At 62.8% G+C, this 18125-nt stretch carries 15 protein-coding genes; 4 read left to right on the forward strand and 11 right to left on the reverse strand.

The window, feature by feature from the left end:
• Positions 1-191 precede the first annotated feature (191 nt).
• The 4 genes from pheA to mtnA all read right to left on the reverse strand — a co-directional run bounded on the left by pheA (position 192) and on the right by mtnA (position 6574).
• Positions 192-1286, reverse strand: a complete 1095-nt coding sequence (pheA, locus tag K3F44_RS13170; RefSeq protein ID WP_101321653.1) for a prephenate dehydratase — start codon at positions 1284-1286, stop codon at positions 192-194.
• Complete coding sequence (gene serC, locus K3F44_RS13175; protein WP_101323087.1) at positions 1286-2371, reverse strand: 3-phosphoserine/phosphohydroxythreonine transaminase; 1086 nt, start codon at positions 2369-2371, stop codon at positions 1286-1288. Before serC ends, pheA begins: the two co-directional genes overlap by 1 nt.
• A gap of 70 nt (positions 2372-2441) precedes the next feature.
• Positions 2442-5216 carry a DNA gyrase subunit A gene (gene gyrA / locus K3F44_RS13180; RefSeq protein WP_150571400.1) on the reverse strand — a complete coding sequence of 925 codons (2775 nt, stop codon included), beginning with the start codon at positions 5214-5216 and terminating at the stop codon, positions 2442-2444.
• Between the two features lie 281 nt (positions 5217-5497).
• Positions 5498-6574 carry an S-methyl-5-thioribose-1-phosphate isomerase gene (gene mtnA, locus K3F44_RS13185; protein WP_101321655.1) on the reverse strand — a complete coding sequence of 359 codons (1077 nt, stop codon included), beginning with the start codon at positions 6572-6574 and terminating at the stop codon, positions 5498-5500.
• Positions 6575-6683: 109 nt separating this feature from the next.
• Here mtnA and K3F44_RS13190 point away from each other — a divergent pair, with 109 nt between their 5' ends.
• The 4 genes from K3F44_RS13190 (at position 6684) to K3F44_RS13205 (ending at position 10235) form a co-directional block, all read left to right on the forward strand.
• Positions 6684-8006 carry a TRZ/ATZ family hydrolase gene (locus K3F44_RS13190; RefSeq protein WP_220632400.1) on the forward strand — a complete coding sequence of 441 codons (1323 nt, stop codon included), beginning with the start codon at positions 6684-6686 and terminating at the stop codon, positions 8004-8006.
• Positions 8007-8070: 64 nt separating this feature from the next.
• Positions 8071-8769: a bifunctional 2-polyprenyl-6-hydroxyphenol methylase/3-demethylubiquinol 3-O-methyltransferase UbiG gene (gene ubiG / locus K3F44_RS13195; protein WP_101321657.1), complete on the forward strand. Its 699-nt coding sequence runs from the start codon at positions 8071-8073 to the stop codon at positions 8767-8769.
• 2 nt (positions 8770-8771) lie between these two features.
• On the forward strand, positions 8772-9443 hold the full coding sequence (gene mupP, locus K3F44_RS13200; protein ID WP_220632401.1) for an N-acetylmuramic acid 6-phosphate phosphatase MupP: 672 nt from the start codon (positions 8772-8774) through the stop codon (positions 9441-9443).
• Positions 9444-9494: 51 nt separating this feature from the next.
• A complete protein-coding gene (locus K3F44_RS13205) occupies positions 9495-10235 on the forward strand; it encodes a YciK family oxidoreductase (protein WP_101321659.1) in 741 nt (246 codons plus the stop codon).
• Positions 10236-10283: 48 nt separating this feature from the next.
• Here the strand turns inward: K3F44_RS13205 and K3F44_RS13210 are convergent, their stop codons facing one another.
• The 7 genes from K3F44_RS13210 to K3F44_RS13240 form a co-directional block, all read right to left on the reverse strand.
• On the reverse strand, positions 10284-11069 hold the full coding sequence (locus K3F44_RS13210) for a TenA family transcriptional regulator (RefSeq protein ID WP_150573786.1): 786 nt from the start codon (positions 11067-11069) through the stop codon (positions 10284-10286).
• Between the two features lie 39 nt (positions 11070-11108).
• The gene (locus K3F44_RS13215) at positions 11109-13565 is read right to left on the reverse strand and encodes an EAL domain-containing protein (RefSeq protein WP_101321661.1); all 2457 of its coding nucleotides are present in this window, start codon (positions 13563-13565) and stop codon (positions 11109-11111) included.
• 146 nt (positions 13566-13711) lie between these two features.
• Positions 13712-15544 carry an ABC transporter ATP-binding protein gene (locus K3F44_RS13220; RefSeq protein WP_101321662.1) on the reverse strand — a complete coding sequence of 611 codons (1833 nt, stop codon included), beginning with the start codon at positions 15542-15544 and terminating at the stop codon, positions 13712-13714.
• Positions 15537-16169, reverse strand: coding sequence for a DsbA family protein (locus K3F44_RS13225; RefSeq protein ID WP_220632402.1), 633 nt, complete (start codon positions 16167-16169; stop codon positions 15537-15539). Before K3F44_RS13225 ends, K3F44_RS13220 begins: the two co-directional genes overlap by 8 nt.
• A 3-nt stretch (positions 16170-16172) precedes the next feature.
• Positions 16173-17105 (reverse strand): rhodanese-related sulfurtransferase, encoded by a 933-nt coding sequence (locus K3F44_RS13230; protein ID WP_101321664.1) that lies wholly within the window; start codon positions 17103-17105, stop codon positions 16173-16175.
• Positions 17106-17285: 180 nt separating this feature from the next.
• On the reverse strand, positions 17286-17582 hold the full coding sequence (locus tag K3F44_RS13235) for a BolA family transcriptional regulator (RefSeq protein ID WP_220632403.1): 297 nt from the start codon (positions 17580-17582) through the stop codon (positions 17286-17288).
• A gap of 10 nt (positions 17583-17592) precedes the next feature.
• Complete coding sequence (locus tag K3F44_RS13240) at positions 17593-18114, reverse strand: DUF2059 domain-containing protein (RefSeq protein ID WP_101321666.1); 522 nt, start codon at positions 18112-18114, stop codon at positions 17593-17595.
• Positions 18115-18125 lie beyond the last annotated feature (11 nt).

The following is an 18125-nucleotide window of genomic DNA, read 5'->3' on the forward strand; positions in this document are numbered from 1 at the left end:
AGCATGTGCCGGATCAAACCATGCTGATCGATTGCCGCACCAGGGCCGCTGCGCGACCCTTCGCGGGCAAGCCCGCTCCCACAGGGTTTTGCGTCGATCACCCGTGCGGGCTTGATACAAATCCTGTGGGAGCGGGCTTGCCCGCGAAGGGCCGCGCAGCGGCCCCAGTAGCGCAGAGACCAGCTTCAACCTCAGAGTACCGCCTTCGGATACGAGCCCAGCACTTTCAGCGCAACGGCTTCCTGGCTGATCTGCTCCAGCACAGCCTTGATCAGCGGATCCCGATGATGGCCGACAAAGTCGATGAAGAACACGTAGGTCCACTTGCCACTGCGCGACGGCCGGGTTTCGATCCGGGTCAGGTCGATGCCGTTGTCGTGGAACGGCACCAGCAGCTCGTGCAGCGCGCCCGGCTTGTTGCTCATCGACACAATGATCGAAGTCTTGTCGTCGCCGGTCGGCGGCACTTCCTGGCTGCCGATCATGAGGAAGCGCGTGGAGTTGTCCGGGCGGTCTTCGATTTTCTCGGCAATACGCGTCAGGCCATACAGGTTGGCTGCCATATCGCCGGCAATCGCCGCCGAGTTCCATTCACCCTTGACCCGCTTGGCCGCTTCGGCGTTGCTCGACACCGCCACCCGTTCAACATTCGGGTAATGCGCATCGAGCCACTTGCGGCACTGGGCCAGCGACTGGGCGTGGGAATAGATGCGGGTGATACTGTCGGTTTTGGTGCTCTCGCCCACCAGCAGGTGATGGTGAATGCGCAGCTCGACTTCGCCGCAGATAACCATGTCGTGCTCAAGGAAACTGTCGAGGGTGTGGCTGACCGCACCTTCGGTGGAGTTTTCCACCGGCACCACGCCAAAGTTGACCGCACCGGCGGCCACTTCACGGAACACTTCGTCGATCGCCGCCATTGGCCGGCTGATCACCGCGTGGCCGAAGTGCTTCATCGCCGCAGCCTGGGTGAAGGTACCTTCAGGGCCGAGGTAGGCGACCTTCAGCGGCTGCTCCAGGGCCAGGCACGAAGACATGATTTCGCGGAACAAACGCGCCATCTCTTCGTTGCCCAGTGGGCCGCCGTTGCGCTCCATGACGCGCTTGAGCACGGCAGCTTCCCGCTCGGGACGGTAGAACACCGGCGTCTCGCCTTCGGCCAGGTTGGCCATCTTGACCCGGGCCACTTCCTGGGCGCAGCGGGCGCGCTCGCTGATCAGCTCGAGGATCTTCTCGTCGAGGCTATCGATGCGTACACGCAGGGCTTTGAGTTCGTGCTCGACCATCAGGCGTGCTCCTTCTCGAATTCAGCCATGTAGCTGACCAGAGCTTCAACGGCGTCCTGACCCAGGGCGTTGTAGATCGATGCGCGCATGCCGCCCACCGAGCGATGGCCCTTGAGGTTGAGCAGGCCGCGGGCGTCAGCACCGGCGAGGAAGGCTTTGTCCAGGCGCTCGTCGGCCAGGCGGAACGGCACGTTCATCCACGAACGGGCGTTGACGCTGATCGGGTTGCTGTAGAAATCGCTGGAGTCGATGAAGCCGTACAGGCGATCTTTTTTCGCCCGGTTGCGCGCTTCCATGGCTTCGACACCGCCCTGCTCCTTGAGCCACTCGAAGACCAGCCCCGAGAGGTACCAGGAATAGGTCGCCGGCGTGTTGTACATCGAGCCGTTATCGGCCGAAACCTTGTAGTCGAGCATGGTTGGGCAGCTGCTGCGGGCGCGACCGAGCAGGTCTTCACGCACGATCACCACAACCAGGCCGCTTGGGCCGATGTTCTTCTGCGCGCCGGCGTAGATCAGGCCGAACTGGGACACGTCGGTCGGGCGCGAGAGGATGTCCGAAGACATGTCGACCACCAGCGGTACGTCACCGGTCTGCGGCACCCAGTCGAACTGCAGGCCGCCAATGGTTTCATTGGACGCGTAGTGGACGTAAGCGGCGTCCTTGCTCAGGGTCCAGTCGTTCTGGCCGGGGATAGCGAGGTAATCGTAGGGCTTGGCGCTGGCAGCAATGTTGACGTTGCCAAAGCGACGCGCTTCTTCGATGGCCTTTTTCGACCAGATGCCGGTCTCGATGTAGTCCGCGGTGCCGTTTTCCGGCAGCAGGTTCAGCGGGATCTCGGCAAATTGCTGGCTGGCGCCACCTTGCAGAAACAGCACTTTGTAATTGGAGGGGACGGACAGCAGGTCACGCAGGTCCTGCTCGGCCTTTTCGGCAATGGCCACGTAGTCATCGCTGCGATGGCTCATTTCCATCACCGACAGACCTTTGCCATTCCAGTCCAGCATTTCCGCCTGGGCGCGCTGCAGGACTGCTTCAGGAAGCGCAGCAGGGCCTGCGCAGAAGTTAAAGGCTCGTTTGCTCACATCCACTCTCGCTCTGCTCTGGTCAGTAAGCGGGGCGACCATGGCCGCCCCGCTCGGGTTGTTGCGCTGTTTATTCCTGCGGCGCCTCTTCGGCGGCGCCGGCGTCATCATCTGCCGCCTCTACCGCATCGAGTTCGACGCCCTCTGCGCCCTCCTCGCCTTCGAGCAACTCCTCGAGGTCTTCGGATGGCTCCTGGATCCGCTCAAGGCCCACCAGGGTCTCGTCGCTGGCCAGTTTGATCAGGGTCACGCCCTGGGTGTTACGACCCAGGCTGGATACTTCGCCAACGCGGGTGCGCACCAGCGTGCCCTGGTCGGAGATGAGCATGATCTCTTCACCTTCCTGCACCTGGATCGCGCCGATCAGCAGGCCGTTACGGCCCTTGGTGCCCATGGCGATCACGCCCTGACCACCACGACCGCGCCGTGGGAACTTGGACAGCGGAGTACGCTTGCCGAAGCCACGCTCGGAGGCGGTAAGGATCTGCGCACCGGACTCGGGGATCAGCATCGAGATGATGCGCTGGCCTTTGCCCAGCTTCATGCCGCGCACACCGCGAGCGGTACGGCCCATTTCACGCACGACGCTTTCAGCGAAGCGGATGACCTTGCCGGCGTCGGAGAACATCATGACTTCCTTGGCGCCATCGGTGATGGCGGCGGCAATCAGGGTGTCGCCTTCTTTCAGCTTCAGCGCAATCAGGCCGCTGGTACGTGGACGCGCAAACTGGGCCAACGGGGTCTTCTTGACGGTACCGGACGCCGTCGCCATGAAGATGTAGGCACCGGTAGGCTCTGCAGCCCACTCGGCAGTGTCGCCGTCTTCTTCGTCGACTTCTTCGGCTTCGACCAGCTCACCCTCAAGCACGGTGTCGTCGCCATCCTCCAGCTCTTCATCGACATCGGCGCTCTGCTGCAGGGCTTCGAGGTCGATCTGCAGCATGGCGGTAATGCGTTCGCCGTCTTCCAGCGGCAGCAGGTTGACCAGCGGACGGCCACGGGCAGCGCGCGAGGCTTCCGGGATGTCGTAGGTTTTCAGCCAGTAGACCTTGCCCTTGCTGGAGAACAGCAACAGCGTGGCGTGGCTGTTGGCAACCAGCAGGTGTTCGATGTAGTCCTCGTCCTTGACGCCGGACGCCGACTTGCCTTTGCCGCCACGGCGCTGGGCCTGGTACGCAGTCAACGGCTGGGTCTTGGCGTAGCCGCCGTGGGAGATGGTCACCACGCGCTCTTCTTCCGGGATCATGTCGCCGTAGCTGAGGTCGTGACGGGCATCGAGGATCTCGGTGCGGCGCACGTCGCCGTATTCGGCACGGATCGCTTCGAGTTCTTCGCGGATCACTTCCATCAGGCGCTCGGCGCTGCTGAGGATGCGGATCAGCTCGCCGATCTGCTCGAGAATCTCTTGGTACTCGGCCAGCAGCTTTTCGTGCTCGAGGCCGGTCAGGCGGTGCAGACGCAGGTCAAGAATGGCCTGGGCCTGCTCTGGCGACAGGAAGTACTTGCCATCGCGCATGCCGTACTGGGCATCGAGGTTTTCCGGGCGGCACGAGTCGGCGCCTGCGCGCTCGACCATGACCTGCACCGCGCTCGATTCCCACGGCATCGCAACCAGGGCTTCCTTGGCTTCGGACGGGGTCGGCGAGGCCTTGATCAGGGCGATGACCGGGTCGATGTTGGACAGTGCGACAGCCTGGCCTTCAAGGATGTGGCCACGTTCACGGGCCTTGCGCAGCTCGAATACGGTACGACGGGTCACCACTTCACGGCGGTGACGGACGAACGCTTCGAGCAGGTCCTTGAGGTTGAGCAGGCGCGGACGACCGTCGATCAAGGCGACGATGTTGATGCCGAACACGCTCTGCAGCTGAGTCTGCTGGTAGAGGTTGTTGAGCACGACCTCAGGCACCTCGCCGCGACGCAGCTCGATGACCACGCGCATACCGTCCTTGTCGGACTCGTCGCGCAGCTCGGTGATGCCTTCGAGCTTCTTCTCTTTGACCAGCTCGGCGATCTTCTCGATCAGGCGAGCCTTGTTCAGCTGGTACGGCAGCTCGGTGATGACGATCTGCTGACGGCCACCGACCTTGTCGATGTCTTCGATCTCGGAGCGGGCGCGCATATAGATGCGGCCACGACCGGTGCGATAGGCCTCGATGATGCCGGAGCGGCCGTTGATCAGGCCGGCAGTCGGGAAGTCCGGTCCAGGGATGAACTGCATCAGCTCATCGATGGTGACTTCAGGATTGTCGATCAGCGCCAGACAACCGTCGATCACTTCGCCGAGGTTGTGCGGCGGGATGTTGGTCGCCATGCCCACGGCGATACCGCTGGAGCCGTTGACCAGCAGGTTGGGGATGCGCGTTGGCATTACCGCCGGGATCAGCTCGGTGCCGTCGTAGTTGGGTACCCAGTCGACGGTTTCTTTGTGCAGGTCAGCCAGCAGCTCGTGTGCCAGCTTGGACATGCGCACTTCGGTGTATCGCATTGCCGCAGCGTTGTCGCCGTCGACCGAACCGAAGTTGCCCTGGCCGTCGACCAGCAGGTAGCGCAGCGAGAATGGCTGGGCCATACGCACGATGGTGTCGTAGACCGCAGTGTCGCCGTGCGGGTGGTACTTACCGATAACGTCACCGACCACACGGGCGGACTTCTTGTACGGTTTGTTCCAGTCGTTGCCCAACTCGCTCATCGCAAACAGAACGCGGCGATGCACGGGCTTCAAGCCGTCACGCGCATCGGGCAGTGCACGCCCGACAATCACGCTCATCGCGTAGTCGAGGTAAGACTGTCTCAGTTCGTCTTCGATATTGACCGGGAGGATTTCTTTGGCCAGTTCGCCCATGAGAAGCCTGATTCCTTTTTCTGGTGAAACCTCGTCCAAGTCCCCAGAGGACGAACGAAGCTCGTCGCCGCAGCGCACAGTGGTGCGACGACTTACGACAAATCAATAGGTTGTGCCTTGGATCTGCGCAATGAAGACCGCATAAACGGGCGGCCTTGGAAACTGCCGGATGGTACCACAAAAATGCATCAGGCTTAAGCCTCAAGCTGCAACAAGAAGCGGCGCTGCCAAGCAATGGCCGCTTTGCCCCGACAGCTGCGTCCTGCGCGGCGCGGTGGCGCTCAATGCAGGCGCTTGCGGCACATCAGCTGGGCGATCTTGGCGGTGTCTGGGCGCTCTACCACGCCTTTTTCGGTCACGATCACGTCAACCAGGTCAGCCGGAGTCACGTCGAACACTGAATTGAACACCTCGACCTGTGCGGCAACCCGATTGCCGGCAACATCCAGCAGTTCGTCTGCTTCGCGCTCTTCCAGCGGGATATCGTCACCGGTTGCCAGGTTCAGGTCGATGCTGGTGCTTGGCGCCACCACCATGAAGCGCACGCCGTGGTGCATGGCCGCTACCGCCAGTTGGTAAGTGCCGATCTTGGCCGCGACATCGCCGTTGGCCGCGATGCAGTCAGCACCCACCACGACCCAGGTGATGCCCTTGACCTTCATCAGGTGCGCCATCGCCGAGTCAGCGCAGAGGGTGACCGGCACGCCTTCCTGCGCCAGTTCCCAGGCGGTCAGACGCGAGCCTTGCAGCCAGGGCCGGGTCTCGCCGACGTAAATCCGCTCGACCATGCCCTCAAGGTAAGCTGCACGCAGCACACCCAGCGCGGTACCGAAGCCCCCGCTGCCCAGCGCACCGGCATTGCCGTGGGTCAGCATGGTCTGCTCATTGCCTTGCTGGCGGCGGATCAGCTCGATGCCGTACTGGGCCATGGTCAGGTTGGCTTCGCGGTCGCTGTCGTGGATGGCGATGGCCTCGGCCTCCATGGCCGCCAGCAGGTTTTCATTGGGGCGCAGGCGCTGCAAGCGATCACGCATGCGGTTGAGCGCCGAGAACAGGTTGGCCGCGGTGGGCCGCGCTTCGGCCAGATCCAGAAAGTCTTCTTCGATCGACTCTTCCCAGTCGCCCTTCTCGGCAAGCCGGGCACGCAGCGCCAGGACCAACCCATAAGCGGCGCTGATGCCGATGGCCGGCGCACCGCGCACCGCCATCGAGCGGATCGCGCTCACTACCTGAGACACGTCGGTACAGGCCAGCCAGCGCTCTTGCGCCGGCAGCAGGCGCTGGTCGAGCAGATGCAGGGTGCCGTCACGCCACTGAATGCCGGTCACCTTCTCTGCCGCCAAAAGTCGCTCGCGCATCGCCTCTCCCCGTGCTTTGCTGATCAAAAGCCGGCGATTATAGCGAGCCTCAGCCGCGGGCGCTCGGGTATACTGCGCGATCCGCCCAAACCCTTCAGGTAGCTGCCGCATGCCGACCTCCGTAGCCCCCCTCGACCTGCTCCTGGTGCCGAACTGGCTGGTGCCTGTGGAGCCAGCCGGAGTGGTACTCGAAGGGCACGCGCTGGGCCTACGCGACGGTTTGATCGCCTGGCTCGGCCCGCGCGAGCGCGCGCCGGTGGCGCTGCAGGTGCGCGAGTTGCCCGACTGCCTGCTGTGCCCAGGCCTGATCAACGCCCACGGCCACGCCGCCATGAGCCTGTTCCGCGGCCTGGCCGACGACTTGCCGCTAATGACCTGGCTGCGTGAGCACATCTGGCCGGCCGAGGGCCGCTGGGTCGATCCGGGCTTTGTCCGCGACGGTACCGACCTGGCCATCGCCGAACAGCTCAAGGGCGGCATAACCTGCTTTGCCGACATGTACTTCTATCCGCGCGAAGCCTGCGAGCAAGTCGAGCAGAGCGGCATTCGCGCCCAGGTGGCGGTGCCGCTGCTGGACTTCCCGATACCCGGTGCAGCGACTGCGGACGACGCCCTGCATCAGGCCATCGAGCTGTTCGGCGAGTTGCGCCACCACCCGCGCATCACCATAGCCCTCGGCCCCCACGCGCCGTATACGGTCGGTGACGAGACGCTGGAGAAGATCCGCGTGATTGCCGATCAGCTCGATGCGCCGCTGCACATGCACATCCATGAGACCGCCAGCGAAGTCGAGCAGGCCGTTGCCGAGCACGGCGAACGGCCGTTGGCTCGGCTGGCGCGGCTTGGCCTGCTGGGGCCGAGCCTGCAGGCGGTGCACATGACCCAGATCAGCGACGACGACCTGGCCCTGCTGGTAGAAAGCAACACCAGCGTGATCCACTGCCCGGAATCCAACCTGAAACTGGCCAGCGGCTTCTGCCCGGTTGAGCGTTTGTGGCAGGCCGGGGTCAATGTCGCTATAGGCACCGATGGCGCGGCCAGCAACAACGACCTCGACCTGCTCGGCGAAACCCGCACCGCCGCCCTGCTGGCGAAAGCGGTGGCCGGCTCGGCGTCGGCACTGGACGCCCATCGGGCCTTGCGCATGGCGACCCTTAATGGCGCCCGCGCCCTGGGTCTGGACACACAGATCGGCTCGCTGGAACTGGGCAAGGCCGCCGACCTGGTGGCGTTCGACTTGTCTGGCCTGGCCCAGCAGCCGGTGCACGACCCTGTGTCACAATTGATCTATGCCACCAGCCGCGACTGCGCGCGGCATGTCTGGGTTGCCGGCGAGCAGCTGCTTGAAGATCGCCGCCTGACCCGTATGGACGAGGCAGCACTGACCGCCATGGCCCGCGCCTGGGGCGCGCGCATCGCAGGCAAGGAATGACCACGCGTCAGCTGCGGCTGGCGCTTAGTGACACCTTTTATTCAAGTTTCAGAGGATCTGTTCAATGAGCAACGTCGACCACGCCGAAATCGCCAAGTTCGAGGCCCTCGCCCACCGTTGGTGGGACCGCGAAAGCGAGTTCAAGCCCCTGCATGACATCAACCCGCTGCGGGTCAACTGGATTGACGAGCGCGTCAGTCTGGCCGGCAAGAAAGTCCTCGATGTCGGCTGCGGCGGTGGCATCCTCAGCGAAGCGATGGCGCAACGCGGCGCCACCGTGACCGGCATCGACATGGGCGAAGCGCCGCTGGCGGTAGCCCGCTTGCACCAGCTCGAGTCGGGCGTCGAGGTCGAGTACCGGCAGATCACCGCTGAGGCCCTGGCCGAAGAAATGCCCGAGCAGTTCGACGTGGTCACCTGCCTCGAGATGCTCGAGCACGTGCCTGACCCATCGTCGGTGATCCGCGCCTGCTACCGCATGGTCAAGCCGGGTGGCCAGGTGTTCTTCTCGACCATCAACCGCAATCCCAAGGCCTACCTGCTGGCGATCATCGGCGCCGAGTACATCCTCAAGATGCTGCCGCGCGGCACTCATGACTTCAAGAAATTCATCCGCCCGTCCGAGCTGGGCGCCTGGAGCCGGGTTGCCGGTCTTGAAGTCAAAGACATCATCGGCCTGACCTACAACCCGCTGACCAAGCACTACAAGCTGAGCAGCGACGTCGACGTCAACTACATGATCCAGACCCTGCGCGAGGTGTGAGCATGCGTTTGCGAGCAGTACTTTTCGACATGGACGGCACGCTGCTGGACACCGCGCCTGACTTCATCGCCATCTGCCAGGCGATGCTCGCCGAGCGCGGCATGGCGCCGATCGCCGACAAGCTGATCCGCGACGAGATCTCCGGCGGCGCGCGGGCGATGGTTGCCGCGACCTTTGCCATGAACCCGGAAGACGAAGGCTTCGAGGCATTGCGCCTGGAGTTTCTCGAGCGCTACCAGCGTGACTGTGCAGTGCACAGCAAGCTGTTCGAGGGCATGCCCGAGCTGCTCGACGATATCGAAAAAGGCGGCCTGATCTGGGGCGTGGTGACCAACAAGCCAGTGCGCTTCGCCGAGCCGATCATGCAGCGCCTGGGCCTGGCCGAGCGCTCTGCGTTGTTGATCTGCCCGGATCATGTCAAGAACAGCAAGCCTGATCCCGAGCCACTGATTCTGGCCTGCAAGACCCTGGATCTGGCCCCGGCCAGCGTGCTGTTCGTCGGTGACGACCTGCGTGATATCGAGTCTGGGCGCGACGCCGGGACCCGTACCGCAGCGGTGCGCTATGGCTATATTCATCCGCAGGACAACCCCAACAACTGGGGTGCAGACGTGGTGGTGGACCACCCGTTGGAGCTGCGCAAGGTGCTCGACAGCGCGCTGTGCGGCTGCTGATCAATCGCTGAGGGCGCGCCCGCCGCGCCCTGGCTTGCAAAGGATAGACCTATGTTCGATTACACCGCCCGCCCCGGCCTGCTGGCTGGCCGAGTGATCATGGTGACTGGCGCCGGCCGCGGCATTGGCGCTGCGGCGGCCAAGGCCTACGCCGCGCTGGGCGCGACCGTGTTGCTGCTGGGCAAGACCGAAGCCAACCTCAATGAGGTCTATGACGAGATCGAAGCCGCGGGCCACCCGCAACCGGTGGTGATCCCGTTCAACCTGGAAACTGCCTTGGCGCACCAGTATGACGAGCTGGCAGTAATGATCGAGAACGACTTCGGTCGGCTTGACGGGCTGCTCAACAACGCTTCGATCATTGGCCCGCGCACGCCGGTGGAGCAACTCTCGGGCGACAATTTCATGCGCGTGATGCACATCAACGTGAATGCCACGTTCATGCTCACCAGCACCCTGTTGCCGCTGCTGAAGTTGTCCGAGGATGCGTCGGTGGTGTTCACCTCCAGTAGTGTCGGGCGCAAGGGCCGGGCTTACTGGGGTGCCTATGGGGTGTCGAAGTTTGCCACCGAGGGCTTGATGCAGACCCTGGCCGACGAGCTGGAAGGCGTGGCACCGGTGCGCTCCAACAGTATCAACCCGGGCGCGACCCGCACTGCCATGCGTGCGGCGGCGTATCCGAGCGAGAATCCGCAGGACAATCCGTTGCCTGAAGAAATCATGCCGGTTTACGTGTATTTGATGGGGCCGGACAGCAAAGCGGTGAATGGGCAAGCGTTCAACGCCCAGTAACATTGCGGCGGCTGGATTGGGGCTGCTTTGCAGCCCCAGATACCGTGATCAACCGGCTGCCAAGCCCAGCCGCGTACGCCCAGCCTGACGCTGCTCCAGCTGCATGCAGCGCTCGAGGAACAGGTACATGCAGTCGTAGCTCTTGCATACCGCCTTGCGCAACTCGGCGCGCAGCAACGGCGTCGGGCTCTCCCCCACCAGTGTGCAGATGATCTCCAGCGCCTCCCAAGGGTGCGCATCGTCATACTGGGCATGCATCTTCAGCCACTTCATGGCGCGCTTGCGGGTCTCTTCCGGGAAGCCCTCGGCATACGCACCATCCGCACAGACCACCGCCGACCATTCGCCGGTAGCGCCTTCAATCGCATAGTTGGTGGCCGCCATGGCAATCGCCAGCGACTCGGTCGAGCACACCCGCCAGCACCAGTCATTCAAGCCATTAAGTTCGGCTGGCACGTCCTGCGCCTGCAGATCACCCAAGGTCACGCCGTGGGCATGGCACCAGTGCACCCAGTAATCAGCATGGTTGAGTTCGACGCGGATATTGCGCATCAGCCAGCGCCGGGCCATGTCCTCACCAGGGTGGCGGGCAAAGCGGGTCTTGGTCAGATTGTGCGCCATGTATAGGGAAAACTGCTCAACCACTGGCCAGCCACCAATCAGGTACTGGCGAATGGTCGCTTGACGCAGTTGACCATCGCGCAGGCGCTGGTAGAACTCGTGTTCGACTACCCGGCGCTTGCTCTCGCGGCAGTCTTCGATCATTTGTTGCGCCCACTGCGGGTAGCTGGCGGGATCCATCAGCGGCCCAATCCGAACGAATGCGTCACTCACTGTCAGCTCCTTGATTCCCTGTGATTTAGCCGTCCACTCTCAGCGAAACGTCCCTGGCGCGCGCTGCAGCAAAGGCCGTGCTGCAATTCGTTGGCGTTGCAGGCTATCGCAGGTAAACACCTGCGGCCGCTCGATCAGGTAGCCCTGGGCGTAGTCCACGCCGATTTCCTGCAGGGCCTGCTCGATCAACGGCGTTTCAACAAATTCGGCAATGGTGCGTTTGCCCATGACGTGGCCGATGTGGTTGATCACCTCAACCATAGCGCGATTAATCGGATCATCCAGCATGTCTTTTACAAAACTTCCGTCGATCTTCAGGTAGTCCACCGGCAAATGCTTCAAATAAGCGAATGACGACATTCCGGCGCAGAAGTCATCCAGCGAGAATTTGCAGCCCAGCCCTTTCAATTCATTGATGAAGCGAATGGCACTGCCCAGGTTGGCAATGGCGCTGGTTTCGGTAATTTCGAAGCAAATCATCCGTGGCGGGATTTCAAACTCGCTGAACAGACGTTGCAAATAATCGAGAAATTTATCGTCGCCGATGCTCGAACCGGACAGGTTGATCGCAACCAGTGCCAACGGCCCCGGGCGCCCCTCGTTCAGGCACTGGCGGATAACCTGGAATACGTTGCGCACGACCCAACGATCCAGCGCGGTCATCAAGCCGTAGCGCTCGGCCGCGGGGATGAAGCTGTCGGGCAGAATGGTCCGCCCGCTTTCATCGTGCAGGCGCAGCAGGATCTCGATATGCCCCGGCCCTCCCTGATCACTGAGGGCGGCAATCTCCTGGGCGTACAAGCAGAAGCGGTTTTCCTCGAGCGCCACATGCAGACGTTGAATCCAGGCCATCTCGCCAAACCGCATGGACAGCTCGCTGTCGTCAGCGTGGTACACCTGGACCCGATTGCGGCCCTTCTCCTTGGCCATGTAGCAGGCCATGTCGGCAGCGCGCAAGGAGGCCTCTAGGGTGCCGGGCGCTTGTGCCATGCTCACCAGACCAATGCTCACAGTGGTAATGAACGGCCGCCCCTTCCAGACAAAATGCAGGCTCTGCACCGCCTGGCGCAGTTGCTCGGCGATGCGCTCGGCCTGCTCCTGCGGACAGTTCTCGAGCAGTACCCCAAATTCGTCTCCCCCCAGCCGCGCCAGGGTGTCGCCCTCGCGCAGGCCGGACTGCAGCACCGCACAGATATGGCGCAGCAGCTCGTCACCCGCGGCGTGGCCGCAGGTGTCGTTGACCAGCTTGAACTGGTCCAGATCGAGAAACATCAACGCATGCCGGCCAGGCTGACGCGCCAGGCCGTTGAGCGCCTGTTCAAGGCGGTACTCAAACTCGCGGCGGTTGGCCAGCCCGGTCAGGGCGTCATGGGTGGCCTGCCACGAAAGGTTGGCGATGTACTGCCGCTCCTGGGTCATGTCATGCAGCACCAGGACGATGCCAGTGGCCTGGCCATCGCTGAGGATCGGTGAGCCCACCAGGTTGACCGAGACCGTGCTGCCATCCAGGCGCTGGATCAACCGTGCATGCTCGGCGCCGCCGCGCAGGCTGCCGGCCAGCACCTGCTCGATCAAGGTGCGCGCATCTTCGTCGCTGTGCTCGTCGAGCAGGCTGAACAGCGCCGACAACGGCAGCCCCTGAGCTGATGCAGCTTGCCAGTGGGTCAGCTGCTCGGCGGCGGCGTTCATGTAGAGGATATTGCCGTCGACGTCGGTGGTGATCACCGCATCGCCAATCGAGGCGAGGGTGATCTGCGCACGGTCCTTTTCGGCCTGCAGTGCACTGGCAAACGCCTGGCGTTGGGACAGCAACTTGCTTGAACGGCGCCAGGCCATGGTAATGAGGAAGATCGCCGTCAGCAGGTTGCTGATCAGCAACACCTTGAGCAGCACCCGTGAGCCTTCGCCCAGGGCGTCGCTGAAGGCCTTGGCGGCCGGCGTCACGCCTTCGTTGATGGTGGCGATGCGCGCCTTCCACTCATTGACCTGCTCCGGGGTCGGCTGGCCGCTGCTGAAGCTGCTGTGGATTTCAGTCGCGAGCAGGTCGAGCTGGCGCAGGTAGTCGTCGCCGATATCCCAATAGGCGATGGCCTTCTGCATGAAGCTGATGTTACGAAAGTAGCTGTAAAACCAGATGATCCGACTGACGTCTTCAGGGTGGTTGCCGCCCTGCAGGATGCCGGTGCGAGCTGCAGCATAGTCGGGTGTGGGCTGGTCCAGCGCGATGCGCAGTTCGTGATCGCCCTGGGGCACGGCGATGGCTTGGTGAAAACGCTGCAGAAAGCGCGGCTCAGGCCGCTCGGCGTACAAATTGAGGTAATAGATGGCGTCTTTCTGCGCCTTCGACCAGAGGCTCTCGCCGGCGACATAAGCGCGCACGGCCGAAAGCGTGTACAGGCTCAGGCCGGCCAGCAAGACCTGCAGGATCACCACGGCGACAAACGGCCAGATGATACCCAACAGCCTAGGCGCTTGATGAATATGAGTTCCCTTCATGGAGTCCCTGTCACGGCGGCAGATAAAGCACTAATCAAACCAGACAAGCAGAGCGTAGGCGAGAAACCGCTACTAGCTACACGTTCGCATTGCAAAAAAGTGCAGGATTTTCCTGCTCATGCACCGCCGCCGGCGCCGGCCACTGCTCAGCTTTGCTGCAGATGGCCGTACAACTTGGCGTAAAGCCCACCGTCAGCAATCAATTGCTGATGATCACCGTCTTCGGCGACATGCCCGCCGTCAAATACCAGGACCCGGTCGGCCTGCTTCACCGCCGAAAGCCGGTGGGCGATGATCAGCGTGGTACGGCCACTGAGAAACCGCGCCAGGGCCTGATGCAGGTTGTATTCAGTGGCGGCATCGAGGGCCGAGGTGGCTTCGTCGAGGATCACCACCTTAGGCTCGGCGAGGACCATCCGGGCAATCGCCAGGCGCTGACGCTGGCCGCCGGACAGGCGCACACCAGAGCGGCCAACGACGCTATCAAGGCCCTGCGGCAAGGCACTGATGGTGCTATCGAGCTGGGCGATGCGCAGCGCCTGCCAACAGGCTTCGTCACTGCATTCGCGGCCCATGGTCAGGTTGGCGCGCACGCTGTCGTTGAACAAGGCCGGATGCTGCAGCACCACCGCAACGTTTTCGCGCAGGGTCTCCAGGCCAATCTCCTGCAGGCTGGCGCCGCCGAAACGAATGGTCCCGGCCTGAGCGGTGTAAAGACCCAGCAGCAACTGAACGAGGGTGCTCTTGCCGCCGCCGCTGGCGCCGACAATCGCGACCTTTTCGCCTGGCGCAATCGACAGATCGAGGTGCTCCAGCACCGGCTCGTCAGCGTAGGAGAAACGCAAGTCGCGCACCTCGATGCCAACCGTATCGCGCCCGGCAAACGGATCGCTGGCAGCGGCGTACTGCGGCTCGTCCTCGCGCGCCAGCAGCTCGTTGAGGCGGCTCAGCGCGCCACCGGCGGCGTAGTAGGCGTATTGCAGGTTGAGCAGCTGCTCGACCGGGCCGATCATGAACCACAGGTAGCTGAACACAGCGAGCATCTGCCCGATCGACAGGTCGGAGAACAACACGGTGAGCATCGCCGCAGCGCGGAAGATGTCGATGCCGAACTGGAACAACAAGCCGCTGGCGCGCCCGCTGGCATCGCTTTTCCACTGCGAGGCCACGGCGTAGTCACGCACTTCACGGGCGCGCAGGCCAAGCCGACCGAGGAAATAACCCTGACGGTTGCCGGCGCGGATTTCCTGAATGGCATCCAGCGTCTCGGTCAGCGCCTGGGTAAAGCGGCCAGTGCTGTCGTTCTCGAGTTTCTTCAGGTGTTTGACGCGCTTGCCCAGCTGCACGGTGAAGTAGATCACCAGCGGGTTGAACAGCAAAATCAACAACGCCAACTGCCAGTGCATCCACAGCAGGATTGCCGCAGTGCCGGTCAGGGTCAGCATCGCCACCAGGAAGCGACTGAGGGTTTCGCCGACAAACTTGTCCAGGGTGTCAAGGTCAGTGACCAAGTGAGTGGCCACGGTGCCGCTGCCCAGGCTTTCGTATTCCTTGAGCGAGATACGCTTGAGGCGCTCGATCAGGCGAATCCTCAGGCGGTAGACGATGTCTTTGGCCAGGCCGGCAAACAGCTTGGCCTGAACCACGTTGAAGGCCAGCGCGCAAACCCGCAGGCAGAAGGTCACCGCGAGCATCAAGCCGATATAGCCGGTTGCCTGCTGCCAGTGGCTAGGCAGCAGATGATTCATCCACTTGAGTGCAGCGTCGCCGTGGCCCAGCAGCACCTCATCGACCAGCAGTGGCAGCAGCAACGGAATCGGCACGCTGCACAGCACCGCCAGCATCGCCACCAGGTTGGCGCCCCACAAGGCCTTGCGGTGATGCAGTGCCAGCCGGCGGATTTCTGCCCAACTCAGCCGATCAGGGGCGCCATGAGGCTTCCCCGGAACAGGGTCGGGCGACCCCGGCAGGTCAAGCACACGCGGCCTGCTGCAGCCAGCGGCCGAGCAAAGGCTGCAAGCTGGTCAGCGGCTGATAGCCGTTGGTCAGCAAGGCCAGTTGACCGTTACGTTCGGCCAGCAGGGTCGGGAAACCGGCAATACCCAGGTCTTGCACCCAGCTGAAATCAGCGGCGGTAGCACTGCGGGTTTCGCTGCGAATCAGCGCTTCAGCGAATTGCGCGCGGTCAAAGCCGACCTGCTCGGCCAGGTCGACCAGTTGCGGCGGGCGGGTTACGTCCAGGCCTTGCTCGTAGAAACCCGCCTGAATCAGCGCCAGCAACGACCAGGCGCGTGCGGCGTCGAGTTCGCGCGCAGCAACCAGCGCACGGCAGGCCGGCTCGGTGTCATAGACAAAACCATCGGGCAGCGCGTCGTCGAATCGAAACGGCTGACCGGTGGCTTCGGCGACCGCCTGCCAATGCTCGAGGATGTAGCGCCGAGTAGAGACATCCAAGGCGCTGCTGGCCGAGCGCAGGCCGCCCACCACCAGCCGCGTCGGCACGCCGGCATCGGCTGCCTGGGCGATGAGCGCCGCGGCCACCGGGGCGAACCCCCAGCACCAGGAGCACATCGGGTCCATCACATACAGCAGGCGTGCAGACATGCCTCAGGCCTCGGCTTTGTAGTTGAAACCAATCGGGTGTGGCTGGTTGCGCGCCTTGGCCAGTTCGATCTGTTTCTGCCGGTCGATGGCGCTGCGGCGAGTCTTCTCGCTCAGGCTGTCCCAGCAATGCGGGCAACTGACGCCTGGCGAATAATGCTCGGACGCACGCTCTTCGGCGTTGATCGGGTGGCGGCAGGCATGGCACTGGTCGTACTCGCCCTCGGTCAAGTCGTGACGCACCGTGACGCGGTTGTCGAAGACGAAGCAGTCACCATCCCACAGGCTCTCTTCCTGAGGCACTTCTTCGAAGTACTTCAGCACGCCTCCCTTGAGATGATAGACCTCCTCGAAGCCCTCACCGAGCATATAGCTGGAGGCTTTTTCACAGCGGATGCCGCCGGTGCAGAACATTGCCACCTTCTTGTGCTTGCTCGGGTCGAAGTTGGCCTTGATGTACTCGGGAAACTCGCGGAAGGTCTCGGTCTTGGGGTCGACCGCGCCCTTGAAGGTGCCGATCGCCACTTCGTAGTCGTTGCGGGTGTCGATCAACAGCACCTCAGGGTCGCTGATCAGGGCGTTCCAGTCCTTGGGCTCAACGTAGGTGCCCACCTTGTGGTTTGGGTCCACGCCAGGCACGCCAAGGGTCACGATCTCTTTTTTCAGCTTGACCTTGGTGCGGTAGAACGGCTGCTCGTCGCAGTACGACTCTTTATGATCGATGTCGACCATGCGCGGGTCGCTGCGCAACCACTGGAGCAGGCCGTCGATCCCTTCGCGGGTGCCCGAGACGGTACCGTTGATGCCTTCCAGCGCCAGCAGCAGAGTGCCTTTGACGCCGTTGTCGAGCATGGCCTTGAGCAGCGGCTCGCGCAGTTCGAGGTAGTCTTCCAGGGTGACGAATTTGTACAGCGCCGCGACGACGATAGCTTGTGACATGTAACGAGTTCTCCAGGTGGTCACCCTCGTAAGGGGCGGACCGGAATGACAGTTTGAGCGGGTGGCCTTGAAACACACATGGGAGCGGCGACGCGCTGACCCAGGCTGAAAACAGCTCGGGTCAACGCACCACCGCTCCCACGGGGATGTTGCGCAGTTTACCAGAATGCCTGGGAGGTTTCAGTGACCGCCGCCAGCACACACCGGCGATGCCGGTGCTGCGCCAACCTTGGCCCACTCCTCAGGGGTGTAGGTGTGAATGGCCAGGGCATGAATCTGCCCCATCAGATCGGCCATGGTCGCGTACACCCGCTGGTGGCGCTTGACGCTGTTGAGGCCAGCGAACTGCTCGCTGACCAGCACCGCCTTGTAGTGCGTCTCCAGCCCACGGCTGTGCATGTGGCTTTCGTCGAGCACCTCAAGGTGCACGTTGGCCAATGCCGCCAGTTGCTGTTGGATGCGTTGCTGCATGTTCATCAGCGTTGGCTCACTTCTTCGCAGGAGCGGCTTTGCCAGCGTTCGGGTCGAGCTCTTTGGTCATGTCTTCAAGCAGCTTGTTGACCACCGGTACCGCTGGCTCCAGGCTCTGCTGGGTCAGCTGGGCCGACTGCTGAGTGACCTTGGGCATTTCGCGCAGGACTTTCTTGCCCAATGGCGACTCGTAGAACTTGACCAGGTCCTGCAGCTCGCCTTCGGTGAAGGTCGCGGTGTACAGGTTGACCATCTGCGGCTTGAGCTTTTTCCAGCCAATGGCGTTGTCCAGAGCAGCGTTGGCCTTGGCCTGGTAGCTGTCGAGCACGGCTTTCTTGGAGGCTGGCGCCTTGGTCTGCTCGAAGCGCTGGGCAAACATCTGCTGCACCTGCATGTACACCGGAGTGCCCAGCTTGTCGGCATTGGCCAGGGTCAGGAACTTCTCGGCGGCTTGGTTGTGCGCAGGGGTTGCGGCAAGAACCGAACCGCTGGCGCAGGCCAGGGCGACGGCGGCACAAAGGACACGGAGACGGGTCATTGCAAATCCTT

It is taken from the genome of Pseudomonas sp. S07E 245 (genome assembly GCF_019599025.1).
GTDB lineage: Bacteria > Pseudomonadota > Gammaproteobacteria > Pseudomonadales > Pseudomonadaceae > Aquipseudomonas > Aquipseudomonas shirazensis.

Excerpts from the sequence above, each read along its gene's own strand:
- mtnA (WP_101321655.1), bottom strand. The coding sequence starts at position 6,574 with ATGCGCGAGCGACTTTTGGCGGCAGAGAAGGTGACCGGCATTCAGTGG.
- K3F44_RS13190 (WP_220632400.1), top strand. The coding sequence starts at position 6,684 with ATGCCGACCTCCGTAGCCCCCCTCGACCTGCTCCTGGTGCCGAACTGG.
- K3F44_RS13230 (WP_101321664.1), bottom strand. The coding sequence starts at position 17,105 with ATGTCACAAGCTATCGTCGTCGCGGCGCTGTACAAATTCGTCACCCTG.
- K3F44_RS13215 (WP_101321661.1), bottom strand. The coding sequence starts at position 13,565 with ATGAAGGGAACTCATATTCATCAAGCGCCTAGGCTGTTGGGTATCATC.
- ubiG (WP_101321657.1), top strand. The coding sequence starts at position 8,071 with ATGAGCAACGTCGACCACGCCGAAATCGCCAAGTTCGAGGCCCTCGCC.
- K3F44_RS13235 (WP_220632403.1), bottom strand. The coding sequence starts at position 17,582 with ATGAACATGCAGCAACGCATCCAACAGCAACTGGCGGCATTGGCCAAC.
- gyrA (WP_150571400.1), bottom strand. The coding sequence starts at position 5,216 with ATGGGCGAACTGGCCAAAGAAATCCTCCCGGTCAATATCGAAGACGAA.
- K3F44_RS13240 (WP_101321666.1), bottom strand. The coding sequence starts at position 18,114 with ATGACCCGTCTCCGTGTCCTTTGTGCCGCCGTCGCCCTGGCCTGCGCC.
- K3F44_RS13205 (WP_101321659.1), top strand. The coding sequence starts at position 9,495 with ATGTTCGATTACACCGCCCGCCCCGGCCTGCTGGCTGGCCGAGTGATC.
- K3F44_RS13225 (WP_220632402.1), bottom strand. The coding sequence starts at position 16,169 with ATGTCTGCACGCCTGCTGTATGTGATGGACCCGATGTGCTCCTGGTGC.
- pheA (WP_101321653.1), bottom strand. The coding sequence starts at position 1,286 with ATGGTCGAGCACGAACTCAAAGCCCTGCGTGTACGCATCGATAGCCTC.
- mupP (WP_220632401.1), top strand. The coding sequence starts at position 8,772 with ATGCGTTTGCGAGCAGTACTTTTCGACATGGACGGCACGCTGCTGGAC.